This is a genomic window from Mesorhizobium sp. WSM4845 (assembly GCF_055811455.1).
The window spans coordinates 15,208-42,169 of the sequence record NZ_JBVVQA010000027.1; the positions used below are offsets into that span (position 1 = coordinate 15,208).

At 64.4% G+C, this 26,962-nt stretch carries 21 protein-coding genes and 2 pseudogenes; 17 read left to right on the plus strand and 6 right to left on the minus strand.

What is annotated here, in order from left to right; translation table 11 throughout:
* Together AC0L2C_RS25510 and AC0L2C_RS25515 are read left to right on the plus strand one after the other, a co-directional pair.
* Complete coding sequence (locus AC0L2C_RS25510; RefSeq protein ID WP_023800221.1) at positions 1 to 273, plus strand: type II toxin-antitoxin system RelE/ParE family toxin; 273 nt, start codon at positions 1 to 3, stop codon at positions 271 to 273.
* Positions 274 to 377: 104 nt separating this feature from the next.
* Complete coding sequence (locus AC0L2C_RS25515) at positions 378 to 638, plus strand: type II toxin-antitoxin system ParD family antitoxin (RefSeq protein ID WP_473524729.1); 261 nt, start codon at positions 378 to 380, stop codon at positions 636 to 638.
* Positions 639 to 722: 84 nt separating this feature from the next.
* Here AC0L2C_RS25515 and AC0L2C_RS25520 read toward each other — a convergent pair whose 3' ends face one another.
* From AC0L2C_RS25520 to AC0L2C_RS25530, 3 genes are all read right to left on the minus strand, one after another.
* Positions 723 to 1,778, minus strand: a complete 1,056-nt coding sequence (locus AC0L2C_RS25520; RefSeq protein ID WP_128171944.1) for a substrate-binding domain-containing protein — start codon at positions 1,776 to 1,778, stop codon at positions 723 to 725.
* A gap of 62 nt (positions 1,779 to 1,840) precedes the next feature.
* A complete protein-coding gene (locus AC0L2C_RS25525) occupies positions 1,841 to 2,860 on the minus strand; it encodes an ABC transporter permease (RefSeq protein WP_287236887.1) in 1,020 nt (339 codons plus the stop codon).
* A gap of 35 nt (positions 2,861 to 2,895) precedes the next feature.
* Positions 2,896 to 4,410 carry a sugar ABC transporter ATP-binding protein gene (locus AC0L2C_RS25530; RefSeq protein ID WP_473524705.1) on the minus strand — a complete coding sequence of 505 codons (1,515 nt, stop codon included), beginning with the start codon at positions 4,408 to 4,410 and terminating at the stop codon, positions 2,896 to 2,898.
* A gap of 135 nt (positions 4,411 to 4,545) precedes the next feature.
* Here AC0L2C_RS25530 and mtnK point away from each other — a divergent pair, with 135 nt between their 5' ends.
* From mtnK to AC0L2C_RS25545, 3 genes are all read left to right on the plus strand, one after another.
* Positions 4,546 to 5,817, plus strand: coding sequence for an S-methyl-5-thioribose kinase (mtnK, locus tag AC0L2C_RS25535; RefSeq protein ID WP_287236885.1), 1,272 nt, complete (start codon positions 4,546 to 4,548; stop codon positions 5,815 to 5,817).
* Positions 5,814 to 6,908, plus strand: coding sequence for an S-methyl-5-thioribose-1-phosphate isomerase (gene mtnA, locus AC0L2C_RS25540; RefSeq protein ID WP_287236884.1), 1,095 nt, complete (start codon positions 5,814 to 5,816; stop codon positions 6,906 to 6,908). The genes mtnK and mtnA overlap by 4 nt, the downstream gene beginning before the upstream one ends.
* A gap of 227 nt (positions 6,909 to 7,135) precedes the next feature.
* Positions 7,136 to 7,963: a phosphogluconate dehydrogenase C-terminal domain-containing protein gene (locus AC0L2C_RS25545; RefSeq protein WP_023800214.1), complete on the plus strand. Its 828-nt coding sequence runs from the start codon at positions 7,136 to 7,138 to the stop codon at positions 7,961 to 7,963.
* A 52-nt stretch (positions 7,964 to 8,015) separates the two neighbouring features.
* On the opposite strand, the gene AC0L2C_RS25550 is transcribed toward AC0L2C_RS25545, so the two are convergent.
* Positions 8,016 to 8,774, minus strand: coding sequence for a hypothetical protein (locus AC0L2C_RS25550; RefSeq protein WP_287236883.1), 759 nt, complete (start codon positions 8,772 to 8,774; stop codon positions 8,016 to 8,018).
* Between the two features lie 62 nt (positions 8,775 to 8,836).
* Positions 8,837 to 10,627: a polysaccharide biosynthesis/export family protein gene (locus AC0L2C_RS25555; RefSeq protein ID WP_473524706.1), complete on the minus strand. Its 1,791-nt coding sequence runs from the start codon at positions 10,625 to 10,627 to the stop codon at positions 8,837 to 8,839.
* 565 nt (positions 10,628 to 11,192) lie between these two features.
* On the opposite strand from AC0L2C_RS25555, the gene AC0L2C_RS25560 reads away from it, so the two are divergent.
* The 6 genes from AC0L2C_RS25560 to apnL all read left to right on the plus strand — a co-directional run bounded on the left by AC0L2C_RS25560 (position 11,193) and on the right by apnL (position 18,385).
* The gene (locus AC0L2C_RS25560) at positions 11,193 to 12,134 is read left to right on the plus strand and encodes a D-ribose ABC transporter substrate-binding protein (RefSeq protein ID WP_031255363.1); all 942 of its coding nucleotides are present in this window, start codon (positions 11,193 to 11,195) and stop codon (positions 12,132 to 12,134) included.
* 93 nt (positions 12,135 to 12,227) lie between these two features.
* On the plus strand, positions 12,228 to 12,902 hold the full coding sequence (locus tag AC0L2C_RS25565; RefSeq protein ID WP_128245516.1) for a DUF2291 family protein: 675 nt from the start codon (positions 12,228 to 12,230) through the stop codon (positions 12,900 to 12,902).
* Entirely contained in the window at positions 12,899 to 14,455 is a 1,557-nt protein-coding gene (locus AC0L2C_RS25570; RefSeq protein WP_287236881.1) for a sugar ABC transporter ATP-binding protein, read from the plus strand. Before AC0L2C_RS25565 ends, AC0L2C_RS25570 begins: the two co-directional genes overlap by 4 nt.
* A complete protein-coding gene (locus AC0L2C_RS25575) occupies positions 14,448 to 15,512 on the plus strand; it encodes an ABC transporter permease (RefSeq protein ID WP_023800208.1) in 1,065 nt (354 codons plus the stop codon). Before AC0L2C_RS25570 ends, AC0L2C_RS25575 begins: the two co-directional genes overlap by 8 nt.
* Before the next feature lie 3 nt (positions 15,513 to 15,515).
* Entirely contained in the window at positions 15,516 to 16,550 is a 1,035-nt protein-coding gene (locus AC0L2C_RS25580) for a Gfo/Idh/MocA family protein (protein WP_473524707.1), read from the plus strand.
* A complete protein-coding gene (gene apnL / locus AC0L2C_RS25585) occupies positions 16,547 to 18,385 on the plus strand; it encodes a D-apionate lactonase (protein WP_473524708.1) in 1,839 nt (612 codons plus the stop codon). Before AC0L2C_RS25580 ends, apnL begins: the two co-directional genes overlap by 4 nt.
* 33 nt (positions 18,386 to 18,418) lie before the next feature.
* Here apnL and AC0L2C_RS25590 read toward each other — a convergent pair whose 3' ends face one another.
* Complete coding sequence (locus AC0L2C_RS25590) at positions 18,419 to 19,129, minus strand: transcriptional regulator NanR (RefSeq protein ID WP_128167480.1); 711 nt, start codon at positions 19,127 to 19,129, stop codon at positions 18,419 to 18,421.
* Between the two features lie 142 nt (positions 19,130 to 19,271).
* On the opposite strand from AC0L2C_RS25590, the gene oiaX reads away from it, so the two are divergent.
* From oiaX to AC0L2C_RS25620, 6 genes and pseudogenes are all read left to right on the plus strand, one after another.
* Positions 19,272 to 20,522 carry a 3-oxo-isoapionate-4-phosphate decarboxylase OiaX gene (oiaX, locus tag AC0L2C_RS25595; RefSeq protein WP_128167481.1) on the plus strand — a complete coding sequence of 417 codons (1,251 nt, stop codon included), beginning with the start codon at positions 19,272 to 19,274 and terminating at the stop codon, positions 20,520 to 20,522.
* 4 nt (positions 20,523 to 20,526) lie between these two features.
* Positions 20,527 to 21,858, plus strand: coding sequence for a four-carbon acid sugar kinase family protein (locus AC0L2C_RS25600; RefSeq protein ID WP_287226175.1), 1,332 nt, complete (start codon positions 20,527 to 20,529; stop codon positions 21,856 to 21,858).
* Between the two features lie 168 nt (positions 21,859 to 22,026).
* The gene (locus AC0L2C_RS25605; RefSeq protein ID WP_287226178.1) at positions 22,027 to 22,911 is read left to right on the plus strand and encodes a helix-turn-helix domain-containing protein; all 885 of its coding nucleotides are present in this window, start codon (positions 22,027 to 22,029) and stop codon (positions 22,909 to 22,911) included.
* Positions 22,912 to 23,001: 90 nt separating this feature from the next.
* Positions 23,002 to 23,662 (plus strand): annotated as a pseudogene (locus AC0L2C_RS25610) (2Fe-2S iron-sulfur cluster-binding protein).
* Between the two features lie 3 nt (positions 23,663 to 23,665).
* Positions 23,666 to 24,653, plus strand: a pseudogene (locus AC0L2C_RS25615) (FAD binding domain-containing protein).
* Between the two features lie 9 nt (positions 24,654 to 24,662).
* On the plus strand, positions 24,663 to 26,948 hold the full coding sequence (locus AC0L2C_RS25620) for a xanthine dehydrogenase family protein molybdopterin-binding subunit (protein ID WP_473524730.1): 2,286 nt from the start codon (positions 24,663 to 24,665) through the stop codon (positions 26,946 to 26,948).
* Positions 26,949 to 26,962: the final 14 nt, after the last annotated feature.

Here is a 26,962-nt window from a genome sequence, read left to right on the forward strand (position 1 = left end):
GTGCTGGCGCCTGTTCGATCCGGACAATTCCGCCGTGATGTGAAACGTGCCGAGAAGCGTGGCAAAGATCTTGGCAAGCTGCGCGAGCTGTTGGGCCTCCTGCTCGCCGGCGATGAACTCCCAGCGAGTTATAAGGATCATCCACTGAAGGGCGACTGGAAAGGCTATCGTGACGCTCACATCGAACCGGACTGGCTCTTGATCTATCGTGTCGCCGGCGATGAGCTACAGCTTGCTCGCACCGGGTCCCATTCCGATCTGTTCAATGAGTAGCCGAGGCGGGCACGCAACTTAGGATTTTTTGCGCTGCGGGCTGGAAACTTGCCATCCTCACCGCGGGACTATTGGACTGCAGGCTAAGCATGAAAACCCAACCCATGCGCACCCTTACCATATCCCTCACCCCGCAGCAGGCTGCCCGCCTGCAAAGCGCTGTCGAAGGCGGGGGATATGCCTCTAACAGCGAGATTGTCCGCGACGCCCTGCGCCTGTGGGAACAGCGCGAGGAATTGCGCGCATTGGAGTTGGAACATTTGAAACGAGCCTATGCCGACGGCATGACCAGCGGCAAGCCGGTGAACGTCGAACCCGCCGAGTTCATACGCGGTTTGAAGGCAGAATGCCGCGCCCGTGGCTAGATATCGGCTCACGCCGACGAAGCAGGCATTCAGACCTGGAAAAGAGCGGCCCGAAAGCCGCTCGTCCCTTACGCCTGCGGAACGCTATTTCGCGTTGGGGTTCGGCATCCAGGCCGGCATCGCGACATCGGCATGGGCGAACTGCGGCAGCTTGGCCGAGAGGTCTTCCATGTTCTTGATGTCCTTGTCGATCAGGTCCTTCTGGGTGATCAGCGTCGGCGGCACGATGACGTTTTGGCCGGGGTCTTCGCCGGCCAAAAGCTGAGCCAGCGCGCGCACCGAAACCTGGCCGACGACGGCCGGGTTGGTGGCAGCGGTTGCCGCCCAGGCGCTGTCGGGCTCGCGCATCGCGGCGATGTCGGAGGTCGAGATGTCGGCCGAATAGATCTTGATGTCCTGCGACAGGCCGGCCTCGTCGACGGCGATCTTCACGCCCTTGGCGAATTCGTCATAGGGCGCGAACATCACCTTGATGTCGGGATTGGCCGACAGCACCGAACGGGCCTGGTTGGCGACGGAATTGGCGATCGGATTGTCGAGCGTGCCGAACATCGCCGCCTCGTTGATGCCCGGATATTTCTTCTTGAACTCGACCCAGGTCTCGTTGCGGCGGTCGAGCGGCGCAATGCCGGCGACATAGACGTAGCCGGCCTTCCAGCTCTCGCCATTGTCCTTGATTGCCTGCTCGAGCGCGAGGCGTGCAAGGTCGCGGTCGGACTGCTCGATCTGCGGTATCTTGGGGTTTCCGACATTGACATCGAAGGCGACGACCTTGATGCCGGCGTCGACCGCGCGCTGGGCGGCGTCCTTCATCGATTCCGTCAAGCCATGCTGGATGATGATGCCCTGGACGCCAAGCGCGATGGCCTGGTCGACCATGTCCGCCTGAAGGGCGGCGTCCTGGCGGCTGTCGAGGACGCGCAGATCAACGCCAAGCGCCTTGGCCTGCGCTTCGACGCCGGACAGATAGGCCTGGAAGAAGTCGCCGGTCGAGAGATAGCGGACCAGCGCGATCTTGACCGCGCCGGGCTTGTCGAACGGCGCCGGCCTGTCCTGCGCCATTGCCGGGACCTGCATCAGCAGCGCAGCACCGGCAAGCCCGAGTGCTGCTTTCGCCAAAAGTCTTCTTGTGATCTTCATGGTGTTTCCTCCACTTGTTGAATTCAAATTTCAGCCGGTCGAAAATCCTATCCGTCGAAATCCTACCTGTTGCCCCTGCCGGAAAGGGCGAAGGTGAAGACCAGGGCAACCACGAGAACCACGCCCTTGATGAAATCCTGCGTGTAATAGGGCGCGTTCATCATCGTCAGGCCCTGCAGCAGCACGCCGACAAACACCGCGCCGACAGCCGTGCCGAAGGCGTTCGGCTTGGCGGCGCCAAGGACCGCGTAGCCGATGAGCGCCGCAGCCACTGCGTCGAGCAGGAGATTATTACCCGAGGCGATATCGCCACGTCCAAGCCGGGCAGCGAGCAAAATGCCGCCGATCGAGGCAAAAACCCCCGAAATAACGTAGGCCCAGATCTTGTATGCCTTGACAGGCGCGCCGGCGAGCTCGGCAGCCCGTTGGTTGCTGCCGACCGCATACATCATGCGGCCGAAACGGGTGTATTCGAGAAAGAACCAGATCAGCACCGCAAGCACGAGCAGGACGACGACCGAAACCGGGATGAGGTTGGGGATGAAGAAATCGAAGCGGTGGCGGCCGAGCGCCAGGAAGGCGCGGCCGAACGTGCCGTTGGCGACCGAGCCGTCGGGCATCGTCATGCCGGTGGCGATCGAGCGGCCCTCGGTCGGGATGCGCTGCAAGCCGACGAGCAGGAACATCATGCCGAGCGTCGCCAGCAGATCCGGCACGCGCATATAGACGATCAGCCAGCCATTGATGAGGCCGACGACGACGCCGATCAGGAGACAGGCGACGACCGCAACGATGGCGTTCTGCTCCAGCACCACCATGACATAGGCGGCTGCCATCATGGCGCTGGTAGCGACCGAGCCGATCGACAGGTCGAAGCCGCCGACGACCAGGGTGGCGGTGACGCCGAGCGCCAGCACGCCGGTGATGGCGACGGACTGAAAGATGAAGACGGCGCTCTGCGGCGAGACGAAGCCATCGGCGGCGACGGCGAAATAGGCGATCAACCCGAACAGCAGAGCGATGAAGCCATAGCGAATGGCATGGTCGCGCGCGGCTGCCATCCTTGCCCAACCCGAACTCATGCCCTCTCCATTCCACGTCCCATTATCTGCCCGCCTCACGCTGCGCTGTGCAGCGGCCCGCCCGCCACTTCGGCCAGCAGACGCTCAAGATCGATGCCGGCATTGCGATGTTCGCCAACGATCGTCTGCTCCGACATCACCAGGATGCGGTCGGCGGTCTCCAGCGCCTCGTCGAGTTCGGTGACGAACAGCAGCGTCGCACGGCCGTTCGCGCTCGCCCGCAGCTTGGCCGCGATATCGCGCCTGGCGGAAATGTCGACGCCCTGAAACGGCTCGTCCAGGATGAACAGTTTTGCCGCCTGCGACATCCAGCGGGCGACCATCACCTTCTGCTGGTTGCCGCCGGAAAGCGCCGACATTTCGTCCTTCTCCGAGCGGCAGACGATGCCCAGTTCCTGGATCTGCCGGCGGGCGGTGGCGCGCTCGGTGCGACGCTTGAGGACGCCGCCGAGGCGCGACATTCGCTTGTGGAACGGCAGGCTGATATTTTCCTGGATGTTGAAGTCGCCGACGATCCCGTTTTCGCCCCGGTCCTTGGCGACGAGAAAGACGCCGGCGGCGATCGCCTCGCCTGTCGACCCCGGTGCATAGGCTTTGCCGTTCAGCACCATGGTGCCGGACAGCGGCTTGCGGACGCCAAACAGCGTCTCGGCGAGCGCTGTCTTGCCGACGCCGACGAGGCCGGTGATGGCAACGACCTCGCCGTCGCCGAGCGTCAGCGAGATCGGCCTGGAACCTTCGGCAATCCGCAACCCGTCGATTGTCAGGACAGGCCTGGCCGAATTCCTGGCGACGATCCGGTCGAGCTGGATCTTGCGGCCGAGCATGGCGTTGACCGCGCCTTCATAATCGAGCGGCTTGCGGTCGAAGACGCCTGAGACGACGCCGTCGCGCATCGAGACGATCCGGTCGGCAAGCCGCCTGATATCGGACATGCGGTGCGAGATGTAGAGGATGGCGACGCCGTGCTCGCGCAGCCTGTCGAGCAGCGCGAAAAGCCGATCTGCCTCGGCGCTGGACAAGGACGAGGTCGGCTCGTCGAGGATCAGCACCTTCGGCTGATGCGCCATGGCGCGGGCAATCGCCACCATCTGGCGATCGGCCAGCGACAGATCGCTGATCCGGGCTTTCAGGTCGATCGCCAGCCCCATGCGGTCGGCAACCGCCTTTGCCTCGCGGCGCACCCGGCCCGGATTGAACAGGGTCGGCGCGCCGCTGCCGCTCAGCCTGTCGAGCGTCAAATTGGTGGCGACGTCGAGGTCGGCGACAACACCGTCATTGATGTTCTGATGAACGGTGACGACGCCGGCGCGGATCGCCTCCGCCGGCGTTTTCGGCGCGAAGTTTTGGTCGGCGAGGCTCATCGTGCCGCTGCCGCGCTCATAAACGCCGCTGATGATCTTGACCAGGGTGGATTTGCCGGCGCCGTTGGCGCCCATCAGCACGGTCACTTCACCGGCATGCAAATCGAGCGAGACGCCGCCAAGCACCTCGATAGGGCCGAAGGATTTCCTCAGGCCGTCGACGCGGAACACGGCATCATTGCCCATTCGTTCCTCCCTGGCGACGACGCTATGGGCTGTTCCGGCAATTGTCAACACGATTGACAATTGCCAGAGGGCTTCCTAGCTTGGACCAACCGTGATGGCTCCACTAAGATGAGAGCACGTAAACGGGAGGTGAGGATGACTGGGAAATTGCCGTTCGAAGCACTGTCGGTCGAAACAATGGCGGCACGCCTCGGCGCCAACGCGGCGCTGTGCTCGCATATCGGCAAGGACACGAGCCGCTGGAAGGTTCGCGAGGTCGGCGACGGCAATCTGAACCTGGTGTTCATCGTCGAGGGTGCGCAGGGTGCGGCCGTCGTCAAGCAGGCCCTGCCCTATGTCCGCCTGGTCGGCGACAGCTGGCCGCTGCCGCTAAAACGCTCCTTCTTCGAATATCACGCGCTGACGCGGCAAGACGCGAGAGCACCCGGCTCGGTGCCGGCAATCCATCACTTCGACGAAGGCCAGGCGCTGATCATCATGGAATATCTGTCGCCGCACATCATCCTGCGGCGGGCGCTGATCGAGGGCCGGCAACTGCCCAACATCGCCAGGGACATCGGCCTGTTCATGGCCCGCACCCTGTTTCGCGGCTCCGACCTGCATATGGCGACCAGGGATCGCAAGGCCGATCTGGCGCTGTTCGCCGACAATGTCGAGCTTTGCGACATCACCGAGAACCTGGTGTTCTCGGACCCGTATTTCGATGCCAAGATGAACCGGCATACGAGCCCGCAGCTCGACAGCATCGTTGCAGAATTGCGCGCCGACCGCGACCTCAAGGTCGAGGCGCAGCGGCTGAAGCACATTTTTGCGGCAAATGCAGAGACGCTGCTGCACGGCGACCTGCATTCCGGCTCGATCATGGTCACCGAGACAGAAACGCGGATGATCGATCCCGAATTCGCCTTCTACGGCCCGATCGCCTTCGACGTCGGCATGCTGCTCGCCAATTTCTGGATGGCGTTCTTCTCGCAGCGTGGCCACGAGCAGAACGGGAAGCGCGACACCATGCGCGCCTATCTGCTCGACGTCACGGTCGAGACATGGTCGGTGTTCCGCAGCGAGTTCTCGCATCTGTGGCGAACCGAGCGCACCGGCATGCTCTACCAGAAGAGCCTGTTCGAGGATCAGGGCGACAGGCTTGGCGCCGAACAGGCGCTTGACCACATGCTGCACCAGGTGTGGACCGACATGCTGGGCTTTGCCGGCGTCGAGGTGCACAGGCGCATTCTGGGCCTCGCGCACAACGCCGATTTCGAGACCATTGCCGACGCCGATCTGCGCGCCACATGTGAGGCAAAGGCGCTGAAATTCGGCCGTCACATCGCCGTCAACCGGCGCCAGATCCACAGCATCGACGAGGTCAACAAATTGGCCGCACTGATCGAACAGGAGAACAGGATTTGAACGTCGGCGACCGCCACTACCGCACCATCTGGCTGAGCGACGACGGGCGTTCGGTGGAGATCATCGACCAGCGCTGGCTGCCGCATGATTTCCGCGTCGAAAAAGTCGACACCGTTGCCGGCATCGCCACGGCGATCCGCGACATGTGGGTGCGCGGCGCGCCGCTGATCGGCGTCACCGCCGCCTATGGCGTCGCCATGCAGATGGCCGACGACCCTTCGGATGCGGCACTCGACGGCGTCTGGGAGGTCTTGCACGAAACCCGCCCGACCGCGATCAATCTGCGCTGGGCGCTCGATGAGATGCGCAATTTGCTGCGGCCGCTTCCATCAGGACAGCGCGCCGAGGCGGCTTACCGGCGCGCCGGCGAAATCGCCGACGAGGATGTCGGCCTCAACCGCGCCATCGGCGTCAACGGGCTTGAAATCATCAGGGAAATCGCAGCACGCAAGCAACCGGGAGAGCCGGTCAACATCCTGACCCATTGCAATGCCGGCTGGCTGGCCACCGTCGACTACGGCACCGCCACGGCGCCGATCTATCTGGCAACGGAAGCCGGCATTCCCGTTCATGTCTATGTCGATGAAACCCGCCCGCGCAACCAGGGCGCCCAGTTGACCGCATGGGAGATGGCCGGCCACGGCGTGCCGCATACGCTGATCGTCGACAATGCCGGCGGCCATCTGATGCAGCGCGGCCAGATCGACATGGTCATCGTCGGCACCGACCGCACCACCGCCGACGGCGATGTCTGCAACAAGATCGGCACCTATCTGAAGGCGCTGGCCGCCGCCGACAACGACGTGCCGTTCTATGTCGCGCTGCCGTCGCCAACCATCGACTGGACGGTGGGTGACGGGCTGGCCGAAATCCCGATCGAACAGCGTTCCAGCGACGAGGTCTCACTGGTCTGGGGCAAGACCGCGAGTGGCGAGATTGCGCAGGTCCGCATCTCGCCGGAGACGACGCCCGCGGCAAACCCGGCCTTCGACGTGACGCCGGCGCGGCTGGTCACCGGATTGATCACCGAACGCGGCGTCGCCAGGGCTTCGCGGGAGGGCTTGAAGGCGATGTTTCCCGGACGGGGATAATCCTGCTCCCGAATACTGCTGAAACGGTTGGCAGCGGACCCTAAACATCAAGACTGACGGCTCGCCGGGCCGCCACCAGCTAGCGCAGCCGACGGCGCGGGACTACGGAATTGGCTCTCGTGAACGCGTTCGTCCCAAACGGGTTGCCAATCCATGGTAGTGTGATTATACCAGTTACTAAGGTGACGATCGGCGGGGCCATCGTTGGAGATCAGGAGCACGGCTGGATGACAACGATTGCGCTGTTTGGTGCCGGCGGCAAAATGGGTTACCGCCTGTCGACCAATTTTCGCGGCTCTCCTTACATCCTACGCCATGTCGAGGTCAGCGACGCCGGCCGCGAGCGGCTAAAGACCGGGCTGGGCATCGACGCGGTCAGCGCCGATGAAGCCCTGAACGGCGCCGAGGTGGTTATCCTGGCGGTTCCCGACACCCATATCGGCAAGGTCGCGGCCAGCATCGAGGGCAAGCTTGCGTCCGGCACCATGGTGGTCGTGCTCGACGCCGCAGCGCCTTTCGCCGGTCATTTGCCGAAGCGGCCGGACCTGACCTATTTCGTCACCCATCCCTGCCATCCGCCTATCTTCAACGACGAGACCGACATGGCGGCCAAGAAGGACTATTTCGGCGGCGTCAAGGCCAAGCAGCATATGGTCAGCGCGCTGATGCAGGGACCGGAGGCGGATTTCGCCAAGGGCGAAGCGATCGCCAAGATCATCTGGGCACCGGTGATGCGGTCGCATCGCGTCACGGTCGACCAGATGGCGCTGCTCGAGCCGGGCCTTTCGGAGACCGTCTGCGCTTCGCTGCTGGTGGTCATGAAGGAAGCGGTCGACGAGGTCGTCGCGCGCGGAGTCGACCAGCAGGCCGCGCTCGACTTCCTGCTTGGCCACATGAATGTGCTCGGCGCCGTCATCTTCGGCGAGACCAAGGGCGTGTTCTCCGACGCCTGCAACAAGGCCATCGAGTTCGGCAAGCCGGTGCTGATGCGCGAGGACTGGAAGCGGGTCTTCGAGCCGGAAGAGATTGCAGCGAGCATCCAGCGCATCACCTGAAGGCGGAAGCCGCCTTTCCTTCTCCTCTCGTAGAAGAAGGTACAGGCGCGTCCTATGTCACCGCGGTGACTCTACCCGCCGCATCGAGGCGACAGCCGACTCGCGCCTGCCGAACCTCGACGCTGCCTTGTCTTGCATAGTGTATGCGCACCTCGATCGGCGCCGTGAGCGCGCCCCGACGTTGCTGCAACGGGCCCGCGCTTACCGCGTGAACAAGCACGGCGCCAAGCGGCGTGGCGGCCGACCCGATCGCCGTGCGGCAGGCGCGCACCACAGCTGGTGGTATACCGGGTTTGGCTTTCAGTGGCGCCATAAACGGATAGCCATAGGTGATCCGCGCCGACGTGTTGCGATCAGTTCCGGAAGGCCTGAGCTTGCGCGGCAGGATGGCGAATTGACTCGCAGCCTTGGCCTTGGTGGTGGCTGGCGTGATGCCGGCATTGCTGCTTGCGGCTTGCCCAGCGCCCAGCGCCGGGTTGCCTGGCTTACCTCCTGGAGCGGTGCCCGATGCGGACGAACGGTCGCCCACCCCGACACCTGTCGACAGGCCGCCGCTTGCGCCGCCGAGGTTGCCGCTGACGCCAAGTCCGGCACCGAGCGACCCCTTGCCCGCGCCGAGCGATCCGCCAAGGCTTGCTCCCCCTACTCCGTCGACGCTCGAGCCGCCCGCCACCGAGGCGCCTTTCGGGCCGGCGCTAAGGCCAGCACCGACCCCGACACCGCCAAGTTTGCCGCCAAGCCCCGCCTCAAGAGCCGAGGCAGGGCAAATTGCGATCGCGACGGTCAATGCGGCTGCGACGTATTTGTTCATCACCATATTCCTCCTGCGGCATGGATTCGGCCCACGGAAATGCCCTTCACGATCACGCCTCGCTAGGGAGCGCCGAGCTTCGGCGGTCGCGTCGGGAGCAACGCGTCGGGAAGCGCGATGGTCGCCACCAGAACAGGTCGCGATGGTTTTTTGGCCTTCACTTTGTGGTTTTCACGCAACCCCGATTGACGGGCTGGTCGCGAGCGCACGGACACATCTGCACGCGAAGCTGCGACGGCACGCGCTTTCGGAACGCGGTTGATACGCTCGCTGCGACGCTCATCCCGGGCCTTTTCAACGTCAATCGCCTTTCGAGCGGCGCTGAGCTCGCGGGCCAGGCCGACGGCCTTGTTGCGCTCCTGCTCCAACGCCACGCTCAGCTCCATCGAGACGCGGCTCGCTTCCTGCCTTGCCGCGTCGCGTTCCCGCCGGGCGCTGTCGCGATCACGAGCAGCTGAATCTGCCCGTTCGCGCTCCAGTTCGAGTGCGTCGCCAGCTCGCTTCAAAGCCGCCTCGGCCACCTGTCGTTCCCTGATGGCGTCGGTGCGCGCAGCCGCAGCCAGATCCGCGCTTGTCTTAAGCGCGTCGATGCTCTGGCGCGCCGCGGTGAGTTCGCGTTCGAAGCGCTCAGCCTTGTGCCGCTCCTCATCCAGCGCTCGCTGCGCCTCTGCCACAGAGACCGCCATGGAGTGACGCGCTTCAAGCATGGCGGCCTTCTCGTGATCGGCGAGAGTGGCTTTGGCCTTCAAGCCTTTCACTTGGCTTTGCGCCACTTCCAGATCGAGCGTGAGCTCTTCGGCCCATCCCCGCTGCTGTTTTAGCGCCTGTGCTTGTTCAGCCATCATGTCGGCTACCGCACGCGCCTGCGCACTGGCATCGCGGGCGCCGCGCTGCATCACGGCCAGTTCGGCTCGCGCCGCCGCCAAATCGCGGCCGTCATGGTCAGCGCGAGCCGGGTCACCGCGAGCCGGCTGCACGCTCTTCCTGAGCGCGTCGACTTCCCTTAGCGCCGCAAAGAGCTTTTGTTCCAGCGTACCGCGGTCAGTCCGCATCGCATCGAGTTCCCGCACCAAGGCGTCAGCCCGTTGACGCGCCGTCGCAAGGTTCTGATTGTGTCGCGCGGCATCGTTGCGAGCAGTCTGGCGAGCCGCAAGTGCTTCCGCGCGCGCTGCCGCAATTTCCATGCGAGCGGCGGCTAGCTCATTCAGCAATGCCCCTTGCAGAGTTTGCTGCTGCTCCGCAGCAGGCTGCCGAGGTGTGTGGGAACCGCGCACGCCCGGTTGCGCCTCGGCCTGGCCGTTCTCGACACTGGCGCGTTGCGAAGCCACGGCCGAAGAGCCGTCGCTGGCTGCGTCAGCCGGCGGTTCGGGCGCTTCTTGTTTGACCTCCACCGAAGCTGTGAGGTCCGAAGGCGAACTTTGTATCAGTTTGACGGTTATGTCAGCCCGTTCCTGACGGCCGCTCCTGGCTTGCAAGCGGTCGGAAATCAGCTTTGCCAGCTCTTCCTCACGCAGACCTGCGGCGGCAATGCTCCCGATCAATGGAAGGTCAAGCGTGCCAGTCGAGTCGATGGTGAAACTATGGTTGAGCTGCAACGCTTCCAGAACGCCGTCGCGCAAGGCAGTCCATTGCCAAACGTGCAGTTCGATCGTGTCTCGCTGAGCAAGTCTGTCGTCAGCCTTCGGCCGACCGTGTGCCGCAGATCCCAGCAGCATGATGCAGAACGAAATGAGGCACAGCATGGCGCTGCAGCTCCTGCCGCACATGCCACGCAATGAAGCCGAATGCCGTCGGTGAGCAGAGCTTGGCGCGGGGCTGCAGGATGGCGGCCTGAAACTCTGCACAAAATTCATAGCTGAACCTCACCGGCAACGCGACCCTTGCCGCGAACGGATTTCATTAGAAAAACCGCGCGCAGGCTGGGTCGGGGAGAAATTCCACAACCACGACGCGACACTAGCAAAGCCTGCGCGTACCGCTGAGCACCGAATAAGGCTTAGGAGTATCTACTCCTTGCTTAATTACTGCGCCCTCACCCGTGTATCGTACCCCTTAAGGTGGTGGTCCACAGACCTGGCCAACTGCAGGCGTGTCGCAGGGAACGAGGCGTCGCTCTTGGTGGGATGACTCCCCGGTGGCGCTTTCTGCTCATCAGATACATATCATCTGAATTTGTGGTTGACTCATTATACCAGTTGGCTTAGCTGTTGGAATGGCTTTGGCCAGCCGAGGCCGGGCTGAAAATTGGGCAGGCGGCAGGTGGAGGGGCAGGCTGAAGACGGAACCGAGCCGGATGATCCGGCCGGGTGAGCCGGCAAATGACCCGATCCGCGACACCGGACGCGATCCGCCTGACAAACTGGAATGCATTTCAGCCTGGGCCGCGGAAGCACAGGCTTTTTCAAATGGGAGGAAATCATGAAACTCACTCGCAGAATGACATTTGCGGCTTTTGCCGGCATGCTGGCGCTGGGCACCGCGGCACCCGCCTATGCGGCGGATCTCATTGCCATCATCACGCCCTCGCACGACAACCCATTCTTCAAGGCGGAAGCCGTCGGCGCGGAAGCCAAGGCCAAGGAACTCGGCTATGAAACGCTGGTTCTGGTCCATGACGACGACGCCAACAAGCAGTCCGAGCTGATCGACACGGCGATCGGCCGCGGCGCCAAGGCGATCATCCTCGACAATGCCGGCGCCGACGCCTCGGTCGCCGCCGTGCAGAAGGCCAAGGACGCGGGCGTTCCGTCGTTCCTGATCGATCGCGAGATCAACGCCACCGGCGTCGCCGTCGCGCAGATCGTCTCCAACAACTACCAGGGCGCCCAGCTTGGCGCACAGGAGTTCGTCAAGCTGATGGGCGAGAAAGGCAATTACGTCGAGCTGGTCGGCAAGGAATCCGACACCAATGCCGGCATCCGCTCCAAGGGCTATCACGACGTCATCGACGACTATCCGGACCTGAAGATGGTGGCGCAGCAATCGGCCAACTGGAGCCAGACCGAGGCCTATGCCAAGATGGAATCGATCCTCCAGGCCAACCCGGACATCAAGGGCGTGATCTCCGGCAACGATACGATGGCGATGGGCGCCCATGCCGCCCTTGCCGCCGCCGGCCGCAAGGACGTCATCGTCGTCGGCTTCGACGGATCGAACGACGTGCGCGACTCGATCGCCTCTGGCGGCATCAAGGCCACGGTCCTGCAGCCGGCCTATGCGCAGGCTCAGATGGCAGTCGAGCAGGCCAACGACTTCATCAAGAACAAGAAGTCTCCGGCCGAGGAAAAGCAGCTGATGGACTGCGTCCTGATCAATGGCGACAATGCCGCCAAGCTGGAAACCTTCGCGCTGACCAACTGAGCCGGCGTGACATCGATCGCAAGGGACGAGCTTCCGGCTCGTCCCTTGCTTCCATTTCCCGGGTGCCCTGACCGCCATGCCGAACAAGCCGACATGTTGAACAAGCTGAGTTGGCCGACCGTTGCCTGGCCGACCCTCGCTTGGCCGACCCTGGCCGTGATATTTGGCATCAGCCTGACTGCCTGCAAGATCCTGCCGACACCGTCCGCGGAAGATGGCGGCAATGCACCGGCCTTCAATGCGGACAAGATGGTCGGCGATATCTGGGCTGCCAAAATGGTGCCCTATCTCCAGCAGAAGGCCGGATCGTTTCCCGAGGTTCACGCCCTGGCGAAAGCCGATCCTGCGGCTGCCGGCGCCAAGTATGGCAATCCGAAGAAGCAGGCGAATTCGCCGTGGACCTTCGCGGTTCGCCTCGAAGGCAAGATTGTTGCGGCGAACACACAATCCCGCGCGGCAACCATGGATGTCGATGCCGACGGTGACGGCAAGGCGGATGCACGGGTGCAGATCGGACCGGCGATGCGTGGCACCGCGCTGCGCGACAGCCTCGACTTCATCCAGTTCAACGATTTTACCAACCAGATCGACTTCGCCCAGTTCGGCAAGGCGTTCAACATCCATGCCGACAAGGCGGTGCTCTCCAAGCTGCCGCGCGAAGCGCTGGAGGGCCGCAGCGTCAGGGTTGTCGGCGCTTATGTCATGGGCAGCGGCCAGGACCTGCCGCTGGTGACCCCGGCGGAGGCAGAGATCGGGCCAAAGCCATGACTGCTGCCGGCGATCACGATATCATCCTGAAGCTGGAAGACGTCTCCAAGGTCTATTCGGGCACAGTCGCGGTCAAGCGCGCGAATTTCGAAGTGCGCAAGGGCGCGGTCAACGTGCTGGTCGGCGAAAACGGCGCCGGCAAATCGACGCTGATGAAGATCATCGCCGGCGTCGAACAGCCGACGCTCGGCCGCATTCTCCTGGAGGGCGAAGCGGTTTCCTTCTCCTCATCCGGCGACGCGGTGAACCGCGGCATCGGCATGGTGTTCCAGGAGCTGAACCTGTTCGGCAACCTGACGGTCGCCGAGAATATTTTCGCCACCCGCGAGATCACCAACCGGTTCCGCAAGATCGACAGCCGGGAACAGGAGCGCCGCGCGGCGGAATTTCTCGAGCGGCTGCAAGCCGGCATCCGGCCCGACATGCTGGTCGAGGATTTGCGCATCGGCCAGCAGCAGCTGGTCGAGATCGCCAAGGCGGTTTCGCTCGATGCGCGCATCCTGATCATGGACGAACCGACCTCGGCGCTGAGTGCGGCGGAAGTCGAGATCCTGTTCAAGGTGATCGCCGACCTCAAGGCGCGCGGCGTGGCGATCGTCTACATCTCGCACCGGCTCGAGGAACTGGTCCGCATCGGCGACTACATCACCGTGCTGCGCGACGGCCGCATCACCGGCCAGGAGAAGATGAAAAACGTCGACACGCAATGGATCGTGCGGCAGATGATCGGCTCCGACGCCAAGGACTTCGCCAAGGCCGACGGCCATGTTCCGGGCGATGAGATCTTCCGCGCCGAGGACATCTGCCTGCCGCGCGTGACCGGCGGGCTTGCGGTCGATCATGTCTCGCTGTCGCTGCGTGCCGGCGAGATCCTCGGCATATACGGCCTGATGGGCGCCGGTCGCAGCGAGCTGTTCGACTGCATCATGGGGCGCCACGGCCATGCCACCGGGGCGATCTTCATTGCCGGCAAGGAGGTCAGGGAACGCGACACCACGCGGCGCATCCGGCGCGGGCTGGCACTGATCCCCGAGGACCGCCAGCGCGAAGGGCTGGTGTCGATCCTCTCGGTCGCCAGCAATCTGACGCTGGCCAGCCTGTCGCGGTTTGTGCGCCTGTTCCATATCAGCGGCGCCAAGGAAAACCAGGCGGTGACGCAGATGGTGCGGGAACTGGCGATCAAGGTCGCCGATCCGGCGCAGGAGGTCTCGTCGCTGTCGGGCGGCAACCAGCAGAAGGTGGTGATCGGCAAGGCGCTGCTCACCGGACCGAAGGTGCTGCTGATGGACGAACCAAGCCGCGGCATCGATGTCGGCGCCAAGGCCGACGTCTTTCGCACCATGCGCAAACTGTCCCGCGACGGGCTGGGCATTCTGTTCGCCACCTCCGATCTCGACGAGGTGATGGCGCTGTCCGACCGGATCGCGGTGATGAGCAACGGAAAACTGACCGGGATGTTCGATCGCGCCGAGGCGACGGAGGCGGCACTTGTCGCCGCATCGGCGCTTGGCCACGGGCCGGTCCCGCACATGGAGAGCCACGCCCATGACTGACATCCCGGCCAAGGCTTCGGTTGCCTCCGCCTCGAGCGGCTCCGTGCTGCTGACGCTGATGAAGGCGAGGACGTTCATTGCGTTGATCGCCGTCCTGATCTTCTTCTCGATCGCGGCGCCGAATTTCCTGTCGGCCGCCAACCTGATCCTGATGTCGAAGCACGTCGCGCTGAACGCCTTCCTCGCCATGGGCATGACCTTCGTCATCATCACCGGCGGCATCGACCTCTCGGTCGGCTCGATTGTCGGCCTGTGCGGCATGGTCGCCGGCTATCTCGTGCTCAACGGCATCGACCTGCAGGTCGGCTACACGATCTATTTCAACGTCTTCGAGATCGCACTGATCACGCTGGCGGTCGGCATATTGATCGGCGCCGTCAACGGATTGCTGATCACCAGGCTGAATGTCGCGCCGTTCATCGCCACGCTCGGCGTGCTCTATGTCGCGCGCGGCCTGGCGCTGCTGTCGTCGGATGGCCGCACCTTTCCGAACCTCGTCGGCAAGCCCGATCTGGGCACGACCGGGTTCGGCTTCCTCGGCGCCGGCCGGCTGCTCGGCCTGCCGGTCTCGATATGGATTCTTGTCGTCGTAGCAGTTGGGGCGGCCTATCTGGCCAAATACACCCCGCTCGGCCGCCACATCTTCGCCGTCGGCGGCAACGAACGGGCGGCGCGGATTTCGGGCGTCAGGGTCAATATGGTGAAGATGTTCGTCTACATGTTCTCCGGCTTCTGCGCGGCGGTCGTCGGGCTGATCATCTCCTCCGAACTGATGGCCTCGCATCCGGCGACCGGCGAAAGCTTCGAGCTCAACGCCATCGCCGCGGCGGTGCTCGGCGGCACCTCGATGTCGGGTGGCCGCGGCACGATCGGCGGCACCATCGTCGGCGCCTTCGTCATCGGCATCCTTTCCGACGGGCTGGTGATGATGGGGGTGAGCTCGTTCTGGCAGATGGTGATCAAGGGCCTCGTCATCATCGTCGCCGTCGTCGTCGACCAGGCGCAGCGCCGGCTGCAGAGCCGGGTGACGCTGATGCAGATGGCAAAGGCGGGCTGACCCGTGGCGGAACTGCGAGGAGCGCTGATCGGCTGCGGCTTCTTCGCCGTCAACCAGATGCATGCCTGGCGCGACATCGAAGGCGCCTCGATCGTCGCGATCTGCGACCGCGACCCGGAACGGCTTAGGGTGGTCGGCGACCAGTTCGGCATCGTGCGGCGCTACGTCGACGCGGCGGCACTGTTTGCCGGCGAAAGCCTGGATTTCGTCGATATCGCCACCACCGCGCCGAGCCATCGTTCGCTTGTCGAGATGACGGCACAGAACCGCGTTCCGGCGATCTGCCAAAAACCATTCGCGCCGTCGCTTGCCGACGCCAAGGCCATGGTCAGGGCATGCGCCGATGCCGGCGTGGCGTTGATGGTGCATGAAAATTTTCGCTGGCAGTCGCCGATCCAGGCGGTGCGCGCCGTTCTCGACAGCGGCGACATCGGCACGCCCTTCTTCGGCCGGATCTCGTTCCGCTCGGCCTATGACGTGTTTTCCGGGCAGCCCTATCTGGCGACGGGAAAGCGCTTCATCATCGAAGACCTCGGCATCCACAGTCTCGACATAGCCCGCTTCCTGCTGGGCGACGTTTCGACGATCACGACCCGAACCGCTCGCATCAACCCCAACATTGCCGGCGAGGACGTCGCTACCATGCTGATGGACCACAAGAGCGGCGCAACGTCCGTGGTCGACTGCAGCTATGCGACCAAGCTCGCGACCGAGCCGTTTCCGCAGACGCTGGTCGAGATCGACGGCAGCGACGGCACGATCCGGCTCGAGCAGGATTACCGGCTCACCGTCACCGGCAGGACCGGAACGGCGGTCAGCGACGTCTCGCCGCCGCTGCTGCCCTGGGCATCGCGGCCGTGGCACAACATCCAGGAAAGCGTCGTCGCCATCCAAAAGCACTGGGTCGCCTGCTTGGCGAGCAAAACCGAGCCGGCAACCTCGGGCGCCGACAATCTCAAGACCTTGGCGCTGGTCGAGGCCGCCTATGCGAGTGCTGCGAGCCGTGAGCCGGTGCAGATCGACACGCTGCTGAGATGACCGCCGACGCCTTCCTCCTCTATGGCACGCGCGCGGTCCAGGCCGAGCCGGTCAGGCTGCGCGCCGGCGCACTCAGCGCCGACTTCGTCAACGGCAATCTGCGCACCATCCGCCATGGCGGCATCGAAGTGCTGCGCGCCATAGCCTATATCGTCAGGGATCGCGACTGGGGCACTTACGAGCCGACGCTTGCGGACCTGACTATCGACCAAGATGCCGACACTTTCTTCGTCAGCTATTCGGCAAGCTGTGTCGGGCCGGGAGGAAGCCGGCTCAACTTTCGCGCGACGATCAAAGGTTCCGCCGACGGCCAGCTGGTTTTCGACGTGAGCGCGCTTCCCGAAAACGCTTTCGAGACCAATCGCTGCGGCTTCTGCATCCTGCATCCAATCGCCGGCCTGGCCGGCAGCCCGGTCACTGTCGAGCACACCGACGGCAGCGTGGTGGAAACAAAGCTTCCGCATCTGATCGACCCCTGGCAGCCTTTCAAGGATCTGCGGGCGATCACGCATGAGGTCCGGCCCGGCGTCACCGCGGAATGCCGGATGGAAGGCGATGCGTTCGAGATGGAGGACCAGCGCAATTGGTCGGACGCGTCCTACAAGACCTATGTCCGGCCGCTGGCGCTGCCATGGCCCTATATGCTGCCCGCCGGCGAGGCTGTGCGCCAGACGATCAGTCTGCGTGTGACCGGCGACGGCAGGGTGCCGGCTGCCGCAGCAACCGCCGAGCCGGTCCGCGTCGAGCTCGGCCAAGCCGGACCGGCGCTGCCGGATATCGGCGTCATCATCTACCCGGACGAGGTCGAGACGGCGGTGGCAAACCTGCCGACACTGTCCGCGCTCGGCCCGCAGCAGCTGATGTTCCACTACGATCCAACGCGCGGCCATGGCCTCGACGCCTTGCAGTCCTATGCCCGGCTCGCCGCCGCCTACCCGGTCGGGACGACGCTCGAATGCGTTGTTTCCTGCGTTGGCGACCTCGACGATGAGCTTTCAGGCGTCGCCAACGCGGTGCGACAGGCCGGGCTGAAACTCTCGGCCATCGCCGTCTCGCCGTCGGTCGACCGGCAGTCGACGCCGCCGGGCAGCGCGTGGCCTGAATGTCCGCCACTTGAAGATGTCTATGCCGCGGCGCGCCGCGCCTTTCCCGACATCCGCCTCGGCGGCGGCATGTTCAGCTATTTCACCGAACTCAACCGCAAGCGCGTTCCCGCCGATCTGCTCGATTTCGTCAGCCACTGCACTTGCCCGATCGTGCACGCCGCCGACGATCTCAGTGTCATGCAGTCGCTGGAGGCGCTGCCGTTCATCACCCAATCGGCGCGGGCGATCTTCGGAGCAAAACCCTACCGGATCGGCCCGTCGACCATCGCCATGCGGCAGAACCCCTATGGCGGCGCGACCAAGGCCAATCCGCACAATCAGCGCATCGCCATGGCCGATCGGGATCCGCGCCATGCCGGCCTGTTCGCGGCAGCATGGACGATCGGCTATGCCGCGCGGGTCGCGCCGGCCGGACTGGAGATGCTCACGCTGTCCAGCTTCACTGGACCGTTCGGCGTGCTGGCGGAATCCGGGGAACCCGTCGGCGAAGGTGAACCCCGGCCGATCTTCCAGGCCGTGCAGGGGCTTTGCGAACTGGCCGGCTTCAGGCACGTGGCGGCGAGGACGAGCGATGAGACGCGGCTGCTCACGCTGGCCGGCCGTTCTGCCGCGGGCCAGACCGTCATGTGGCTGGCGAACCTGACGGCGAGCGAAGTGACGGTTGAGATTTCCCGGTTCAAACGACGCCGCCTTGTGATGACGCCTTACGCGATCACCCGGATCGGGTGAATCAGCTGCCGGAATTCGTCACCCGGGAGTTCATCACCCGGAATTCATCACATAGAGCGCGCGTGAACGCTCAAGGTGCTTGATCATCGCCTTCTCGGCGCCGTCCGCATCCTTATGCTCGATGCGGCCGATGATCTCTTCGTGCTCGGTCAGCGTAAAATTTTCCTTGCCGGTCCAGATCAGCATCTCGGTGTGATATTCCTTCAGCCAGCCAAGCATCGCTTCGCTGACCGCGACATAGATCGGGTTGCCGGATATCGCCGCGATCTGGGTATGAAACTTCATATCGGCGGATATGAAGGCTTCGGAATCGCCGCGAAAGCTCCGCTGTTCGGCAACGGTTGCCCGCAACCGCTGCACGTCCTCGGCGGTGGCCTTTTCGGCGGCTTCCCTGACCATGCCGCGTTCGAAGAAGATGCGCGCATTCTTGAGGTGCTCCAGCGTGTCCTTCGACGACGACAGGATGATCTTGGCGGCGCCGTCGACCTGCCTGATGATCGACTTGGCGGTCAGCTGAAGCACCTTGGCCCGCTCGCCATGCGAGATCGCGACAAGGCCCATATTGCTCAACGCCTGCATCGCCTCGCGGATCGCCGGCCTGCCGACCGCGAAGCGCTCCATCAGCTCGCGCTCCGACGGCATGTCGTCGCCCGGCTGCAATTCGCCGCTGGTGATCAAGCGCTTCAGTCGCAAAAACACTTCGTCGGAAAGTTTGCGCCGGACGATCGGCTCCGAACGGTTCATCGTCGCGAATCACTCCCTTGACCGGTGTCTGTTTAGCATTGCCATGACGATTCCCGGAATGCTCGGCCGAGCAGGATATCGCTTGCAATACTTATGTACTCATTATACCAGATTTCGAGGATCAGGGAACTTTTTTCGGACTATGATCACCCTCACCTATCGCATCGAAACCCCAGGCAGCATCGACGCGCTGGCGGCCAAGATCGCCAGCGACCAGTCGACCGGAACCTTCGTCGCGCTGGCCGGCGAGACCGAGGAGCTCAAGGCCCGGGTGGCGGCGCGCGTACTGGCGATACGGCCTCTTCCGGACGCCGAACGCCCGTCCCTTCCGGAAGCCGGCGTCGGGCCCTTCAAGCGCGCGGATGTCGACATCGCATTTCCGTTTGATGCCATCGGCACCGATCTTTCGGCATTGATGACCATCGCCATTGGCGGCGCCTTCTCGATCAAGGGCCTGTCCGGCATCCGCATCGTCGACATGAAGCTGCCTGTGGAATACCGGGGCGCGCACCCGGGTCCGCAATTCGGTGTCGCCGGCAGCCGCCGGCTGACCGCCGTCAGGGATCGCCCGATCATCGGAACGATCGTCAAGCCGGCGCTTGGGCTGCGCCCGCACGAGACGGCCGAAATGGTCGGTGAGCTGATCGACGCCGGCGTCGATTTCATCAAGGACGACGAGAAGTTGATGAGCCCCGCCTATTCGCCGCTGTCGGAACGGGTGAAGGCGATCATGCCGCTCGTCCTCGACCATGAGCAGAAGACCGGCAAAAAGGTGATGTATGCCTTTGGCATCTCGCACGCCGACCCGGACGAGATGATGCGCAACCATGATCTGGTGGCGAAGGCCGGCGGCAATTGCGCCGTGGTCAACATCAATTCCGTCGGCTTCGGCGGCATGGCTTACCTGAGAAAGCGCTCCAGACTGGTGCTCCATGCCCACCGCAACGGCTGGGACATCCTCACCCGCCACCCCGGCCTCGGCATGGATTTCAAGGTCTGGCAGCAGTTCTGGCGGCTGCTCGGCGTCGACCAGTTCCAGATCAACGGCATCGCCTCGAAATACTGGGAGCCGGACTGGTCCTTCATCAGTTCCTTCGAGGCGGTGACCACGCCGATCTTTTCGCCGGAGGATTGCGCGCTGCCGGTCGCCGGCTCCGGTCAATGGGGTGGACAAGCCCCCGAAACCTACCGGCGAACCGGCCGAACGGTCGATCTTCTCTATCTCTGCGGCGGCGGCATCGTCAGCCATCCTGACGGACCGGGCGCCGGCGTACGCGCCGTGCAGCAAGCCTGGCAGGCGGCGGTCGATGGCATACCGTTGGCGGACTTCGCCCTGAGCCACCCGGAACTGGCGCGGTCGATCGAGAAATTCGGCGACGGCAAAGCGGCCTGACGCCATGCAAAGCCTTCTTCTGAGCTATTATGGCGATGACCTCACCGGCTCGACCGACGTCATGGAGGCGCTCGAGCTCGGCGGCGTGCCGACGGTGCTGTTCGTGCGTCAGCCGGACGAGGCCATGCTTTCGCAGTTCGGGCATTGCCGTGCCATCGGCCTGGCCGGCACCAGCCGAAGCGAGACGCCGCAGTGGATGAACATGCACCTCAAGCGCGCCTTCGCCTGGCTGAAGACCCTGAACGCCGAGATTTGCCACTACAAGGTCTGCTCGACCTTCGATTCCAGCCCGACGATCGGCAGCATCGGCCGCGCTATCGAGATCGGCCGCTCGGTTTTTAGCCAGGACAGCGTGCCGCTGGTGGTCGGCGCGCCACAGCTCAAGCGCTACACCGCCTTCGGCCATCTGTTCGCGGCCTACCGCGAAAAATATTTCCGTATCGATCGCCACCCGGTGATGAGCCGACACCCGACCACGCCGATGGATGAATCCGACCTGCTGATCCATCTGTCGCGCCAGACGGACCTCACCTCGGGGCTGGTGGATCTGGCGACGCTGCAGTCAGCGTCCAGGTCGGAAGCGTTCGATCGCTTGCTCGCCGATGGCACCAATATCGTGCTTTTGGATGTCGACAGCCTGGAAAGTCAGGCGCTTGCCGGCAAGGAGATATGGCGCGTTCGCGGGCCGGGCGCATTCGTCGTCGGCTCTTCGGGCATCGAATATGCGCTGCTAGCCGAATGGGCCGCCAACCGGACCGTCCGTGCCGAGCCCAGCTTTTCGCCGCCGGGTGCGGCCGACCGGATCGCGGTGGTCTCGGGCAGCTGCTCGCCGACGACGGAACGACAGATCCGGCATGCTTTGACGGACGGTTTCGACGCGGTCGCGGTGGACCCTGTCGAACTGGTTTCCGAGGCCTCCAGCGATGCGATTGCGCGCGCGGCAGCAAGCGGGCGTGCCAGCCTCGAAGCCGGTCGCAGCGTCGTCCTCTACACCGCCCTCGGTCCCGCAGCCGACCGAGGCGCCGAAATCGATCGGCAGGAAGGCGCCCGCCACAAGCTTGGCCGCGGCCTCGGCGAACTTCTTCGCGAGCTGACGATCGAACAGAAATTGCAGCGCGTGGTCATTGCCGGCGGCGATACGTCGAGCCATGCGCTCGGCCAGATGGGCGTCGATGCGCTGACGGTCAGGATGCCGCTGCCCGCCTCGCCGGGCTCGCCGCTTTGCGTCGCCCACTCGCGCGTCAAGGCGATCGACGGACTGGAGATTGCGCTCAAGGGCGGGCAAGTCGGTACCGATCGCTATTTCTGCGCCATCCGCGATGGGCTCGGCGGCTGACAGCAGGCGCGCTGGATTTGGCTGATCTCACGACTTCTTGAACACGGCGCGGTTACCAACGCCAGATGCCTGCCCCACATAAGGCGCCGTACGCGCAGCGGCGGGGCGGCGTAAACGCTCAAGCGGGGCTGGATCACGGCTCCGCGAATGAACCAGCGGGATGCCGCGATGTCATTCAGACCATTGCTTGGTGACGGACGGGTTCGCAGCCAGGGGGAGAAGTCGGAGCCCCTGCAAACCGCGTCATGGGGAAGCTCCTCGATCGTTTTCGACAACCGGCGGTGGGCGTGCCGCGAGGCGGAGCTGCGCTGGACAGCCCCTCATCATCTGATCGTGCTGACCGAAGAAGGCGGAACTTCCCATACATCTATCCGGCACGAGGCAAAATCGCTGTACGACGGAATGGACCGTCCCGGAGCCCTCACCTTCGTCCCCGCAGGCGCCGAGCGGCAGGGCTTCTATCGCGATGTAGACCTCTCCTACTCAGCCCTGTGGATCGATCCCGATATCAGGCTTCCCGGCTGCGCACGCCTGAGAGACCTGCCGATCCTGGTGAACAGGAAAGACGTGGTGATCGCCACGCTGCTGAGTTTGCTTCGCGACGAGATGGCACTCGGCCACAAGCCGGACACTGCCTATATCGAGCATCTGGTCGCCCTGGTCAGCCTCCGCGTGGCCACCCTGAACCGGGAGCAACACCCGTCAGTGCGTCACGGCTGTCTCAGCCGTCGCGCGTTTGGTCGAGTTCGGGCTTACATCGATGCGCATATGAATGCCGACGTTTCGCTAAGCGAGTTGGCAGCCGTCGCGGGCATGGCCGTAGACAGTTTTGCACGCCGATTCAAGGCGACGACCGGGCTTGCACCCTATGCCTATGTGATCGAGGAACGCGTGCGGCGAGCCGAGATACTGCTGCGCGAAACGGGTTTGTCGATCGGCAGCATTGCCTTTCGGCTCGGCTTTTCAAGCCAGAGCCACTTCACCACGACATTCCGGCGTCTCAGGGGCATGACGCCTCGGGCCTATCGGGTGAATTCTTCTCCGGAATCCTGATATTGCCGCCGGTTTCTTGAAAGAAAACCGCCGCGCGCCTCCCCACCTCCAAGGTCGATGAGTGACAGAACTGCGACTGGGAGATCATGCATGGCCAAAACAGACACAAGGAGCGGCCCGACGCGTCGAACGGTGCTGGAGGGCGGGGTGGCGACCGGCGTGCTCCTGGCTACCGGTATACCGGTTTACGCGGAGCCGGCCGGCGCTGTTGCGGCGGCCGCATCGCCGACGCCGGCGCCGACGATGCCGATATCGCTGCGGATCAACGCGAAGGATTTTGCCGTCGAGCTCGACCCGCGGACGACGCTGCTCGACGCGCTGCGCAACCATCTCGGCCTCACCGGCTCGAAGAAGGGCTGCGACCACGGCCAGTGCGGCGCATGCACGGTGCTGGTTGATGGGCGCCGGATCAATTCCTGCCTGACGCTTGCCGCAATGCATGAAGGCGACGAGATCACCACGGTCGAGGGCCTGGCCGAGGGCGACCGGCTGCATCCGGTGCAGGCCGCCTTCGTTGCCCGCGACGGGCTTCCAGTGCGGCTACTGCACGCCGGGCCAGATCTGCTCGGCGGTCGCGATGCTAGGCGAGGCCAGGGCCGGCTGGCCGAGCCATGCGAGCGCCGACGTGGCAGCGGTTTCCGTCGCCCTCACCGATGCCGAGATCCGCGAGCGGATGAGCGGCAACATCTGCCGTTGTGCCGCTTATCCGAACATTGTCGCTGCAATCCGCGACGCGGCAGAGGGGGCGTGAGCAATGCAGTCCTTCACTTATGAACGTGCGGCAAGTGCCGAGCAGGCAGCCGCCGCGGTCGCGGCCCGGCCGGACGCCAAGTTCATCAGCGGCGGCACCAACCTGCTCGACCTGATGAAGCTCGAGATCGAGCGCCCTGCGCATCTCGTCGACATCAGCCGGCTGCCGCTCGATCGGATCGAGGAGACGGCGGCAGGCGGGCTTCGGGTCGGCGCCCAGGTCCGCAACTGCGATCTTGCCGCCGATCCGCGGGTGAGATCGCGCTATCCGATGCTCACGCAAGCGCTGCTGGCGGGAGCTTCCGGCCAGATACGCAACAAGGCCTCGACCAGCGGCAATCTCCTGCAGCGCACGCGCTGCCCCTATTTCTACGACCGCAGCATGCCTTGCAACAAGCGCGAGCCGGGTTCGGGCTGCGCGGCGCTGCAGGGTTTCAATCGCATGCACGCCGTGCTCGGCGCCAGCCAAGCCTGCATCGCTGTCCATCCCTCCGACATGGCGGTCGCCATGGCCGGGCTCGACGCCACGATCGAGACCATATCGCCCGGCGGCGGGACCCGCACGATCCCGATCGGCGATCTCCATCGATTGCCCGAGGCGACGCCGCATGTCGAGACCGTGCTCGGCCACGGCGAGATGATCGCCGCCGTCACCCTGCCCGCCGCCGCCGCCCGGCCGGCAGGTTTACCGCAAGGTGCGCGACCGTGCCTCCTACGCCTTCGCGCTGGTATCGGTGGCGGCAGTCGTCGAGAAAAGCGGCGATCGTATCCAAAGCGCTCGGATCGCCATGGGCGGCGTGGCCGCCAAGCCCTGGCGCGCGACGGAGGCAGAGCGCACCCTCGCTGGAGCGGCGGCGTCCGACGGCGCCTTTACCGACGCGGCCGAAGCCGCGCTCGCCGGAGCCGTCGGATATGGCGGCAATGATTTCAAGATCCCGCTGGCGAAACGGACGATGCGGCACACGCTCGCTGCTGCCGCCGAGAGTGCATGAGGTGACATGATGACAGAGACGAAGACCTCAAACCGTCCTCGCGAAACACGCAGCGGCATCATCGGGCGTCCATTCGATCGCATCGATGGTCCGCTCAAGGTGAGAGGCGATGCCACCTACGCCTACGAGAATACGCTGGAGGGTACAGCCTTTGGCTATATTCTCGGCGCTGCCGTCGCCAAGGGGCGCATTGCCGAGATCGACACGGCCGAAGCCGAACGGGCGCCGGCAGTGCTGCTCGTCATGACGCACCGGAATGCGCCGGCCCAGCCGGATTTCGGCCCGGCGGTCACGCCGACGGTGCCGGAGGTCTTCACGCGCGCCCGCCCCGCGCTCAACAGCGAGCGGGTGCGCTATTACGACGAGCCCGTCGCGCTGGTCGTTGCGGAGACGTTCGAGGCGGCACGTGCTGCCGCCGGCCTCATCAAAGTGCGCTACGACGAGGAGCCGGGCCTCTACGATCTGTCGGGACATGTGGCCGACGCCTACGCACCAAAGCGGACCAATGCCGGCTTCGAGACCGACAGCGTGATCGGCGACTTCGAGAGCGCCTTAGCCGCGGCTCCGGTCAAGGTCGACGCCACTTACCGGACGCCCTTCGAAGATCACAATCCGATGGAGCCCCATGCGACGCTCGCCGCCTGGTCAGGCAACGAGCTGACGATCCATACATCGGCGCAGACCCTGGCGAATTTCCGGGCAGGGGTCGCCAGCACGCTTCGCATCCCGCCCGAGCGTGTGCGCATCATCAGCCCGTTCATCGGCGGCGGCTTCGGCTCCAAGCTGATTGCCCATGCCGATACGATCCTGGCCGCGCTTGCTGCAAAGGTCCTGCAGCGTCCCGTCAAAATCGCGCTGACGCGACAACAGATGTTCGCCAATGCCGGTCATCGTGCAGAGATGATCCAACAGGTACGTCTCAGCACGGACACCGACGGGCGGCTCACCGGGATCGCGCACGACGTCTGGTCGGCAACGTCCAGCTTCGAGGAGTACTGCGAGCAAACGGCAGTTTTTGCCCGCTCGCTCTATGCGGCGCCGAATCGTGTCACCCGCCATCGCCTGGTCCCGCTGGATATCAACCGCGGCGAATGGATGCGCTCTCCCGGCGAAGCCCCCGGCATGCTGGCCTTCGAATGCGCCATGGATGAACTCGCCGAGCGGCTCGGACTGGACCCGATCGAACTCAGGATCCGTAATGAACCGGCCCAGGATCCCGAGCGCGGCGTGCCGTTCTCCACCCGCAATCTCGTCGCCTGCATGGAGGAAGGCGCCCGCCGTTTCGGTTGGGAGCGAAGAAACCCGACGCCGGGCCGCGCCCGAGAGGGCCGCAAGCTCATCGGCTACGGCATGGCGGCGGCGATCCGTCCGAACTACATCGGCGCGGCGACGGCGCGGGTTGCGATCGACGGCGACGGTCGGGTGACGGCGCGGCTCGACATGACCGATATCGGGACCGGCACCTATACGATCCTGACCCAGATCGCCGCTGACAGTCTCGGCGTGCCGATCTCGTCCGTCAAAGTGGAGCTTGGCGACAGCCGCTTCCCGCGTACCGCCGGCTCCGGCGGGTCCTGGGGCGCGGCAAGCGCAGGGTCGGCGCTGCACGACGCCTGCAACGCCCTCAAGGAACGGATATTGGAGGCGGCGCAGTCGAGTGAAGCCTCGCCATTGCGAGGCGCTGGTGCCACCGACGCAAGCTTTGCCGACGGCGAGGTCAGGGTCGGCCAGCGTTCGGCAAGCCTGGCCGAGCTCGTCCGACGGATCGCTCCCGACGGGTTTGAAGCCGAGGGTTCCGTGGCCGCCGGCGCTGCCACCCAGTCATACAAGGCTTACTCGCAGCATTCCTATGGCGCGCATTTCGCCGAGGTCGCCGTCGATTGCGATACCGGTGAGATCCGCATGCGCCGGATGCTGGCGGTGATGGGCGCCGGCCGTATCCTCAACCCCAAGACCGCGCGCTCGCAAATCATCGGCGGCATGACCTGGGGGATCGGTGCGGCGCTGATGGAGCAAACGGTGCTCGACCGGCGCTACGGCCACTTCGTCAATCACGATCTTGCCGAATATCACGTCCCGATCAACGGCGACGTCCCTGAGATGGAGGTCGTCTTCCTCGAGGAACATGACGACAAGGCCAATCCATTCGGCGCGAAGGGGATCGGCGAGCTCGGCGTCTGCGGTGCGGGGGCAGCTGTCGCCAACGCCATCTATAACGCGACCGGCGTGCGGGTGCGTGAATTTCCCATCACCCTGGACAAGCTGCTGCCTGCCTTGCCGGTGATCGCCATTTGACGCGGCAAGTTATC

Bases quoted from the DNA above. Each gene is read 5' to 3' on its own strand.
- AC0L2C_RS25605 (WP_287226178.1), top strand. From the start codon at position 22,027: ATGTCATTCAGACCATTGCTTGGTGACGGACGGGTTCGCAGCCAGGGG.
- AC0L2C_RS25530 (WP_473524705.1), bottom strand. From the start codon at position 4,410: ATGGGCAATGATGCCGTGTTCCGCGTCGACGGCCTGAGGAAATCCTTC.
- AC0L2C_RS25550 (WP_287236883.1), bottom strand. From the start codon at position 8,774: ATGAACAAATACGTCGCAGCCGCATTGACCGTCGCGATCGCAATTTGC.
- mtnK (WP_287236885.1), top strand. From the start codon at position 4,546: ATGACTGGGAAATTGCCGTTCGAAGCACTGTCGGTCGAAACAATGGCG.
- AC0L2C_RS25560 (WP_031255363.1), top strand. From the start codon at position 11,193: ATGAAACTCACTCGCAGAATGACATTTGCGGCTTTTGCCGGCATGCTG.
- AC0L2C_RS25620 (WP_473524730.1), top strand. From the start codon at position 24,663: ATGACAGAGACGAAGACCTCAAACCGTCCTCGCGAAACACGCAGCGGC.
- apnL (WP_473524708.1), top strand. From the start codon at position 16,547: ATGACCGCCGACGCCTTCCTCCTCTATGGCACGCGCGCGGTCCAGGCC.
- AC0L2C_RS25600 (WP_287226175.1), top strand. From the start codon at position 20,527: ATGCAAAGCCTTCTTCTGAGCTATTATGGCGATGACCTCACCGGCTCG.
- AC0L2C_RS25575 (WP_023800208.1), top strand. From the start codon at position 14,448: ATGACTGACATCCCGGCCAAGGCTTCGGTTGCCTCCGCCTCGAGCGGC.
- AC0L2C_RS25520 (WP_128171944.1), bottom strand. From the start codon at position 1,778: ATGAAGATCACAAGAAGACTTTTGGCGAAAGCAGCACTCGGGCTTGCC.
- AC0L2C_RS25590 (WP_128167480.1), bottom strand. From the start codon at position 19,129: ATGAACCGTTCGGAGCCGATCGTCCGGCGCAAACTTTCCGACGAAGTG.
- AC0L2C_RS25515 (WP_473524729.1), top strand. From the start codon at position 378: ATGCGCACCCTTACCATATCCCTCACCCCGCAGCAGGCTGCCCGCCTG.
- AC0L2C_RS25555 (WP_473524706.1), bottom strand. From the start codon at position 10,627: ATGAATTTTGTGCAGAGTTTCAGGCCGCCATCCTGCAGCCCCGCGCCA.
- oiaX (WP_128167481.1), top strand. From the start codon at position 19,272: ATGATCACCCTCACCTATCGCATCGAAACCCCAGGCAGCATCGACGCG.
- AC0L2C_RS25525 (WP_287236887.1), bottom strand. From the start codon at position 2,860: ATGAGTTCGGGTTGGGCAAGGATGGCAGCCGCGCGCGACCATGCCATT.
- AC0L2C_RS25565 (WP_128245516.1), top strand. From the start codon at position 12,228: ATGTTGAACAAGCTGAGTTGGCCGACCGTTGCCTGGCCGACCCTCGCT.
- AC0L2C_RS25570 (WP_287236881.1), top strand. From the start codon at position 12,899: ATGACTGCTGCCGGCGATCACGATATCATCCTGAAGCTGGAAGACGTC.
- AC0L2C_RS25545 (WP_023800214.1), top strand. From the start codon at position 7,136: ATGACAACGATTGCGCTGTTTGGTGCCGGCGGCAAAATGGGTTACCGC.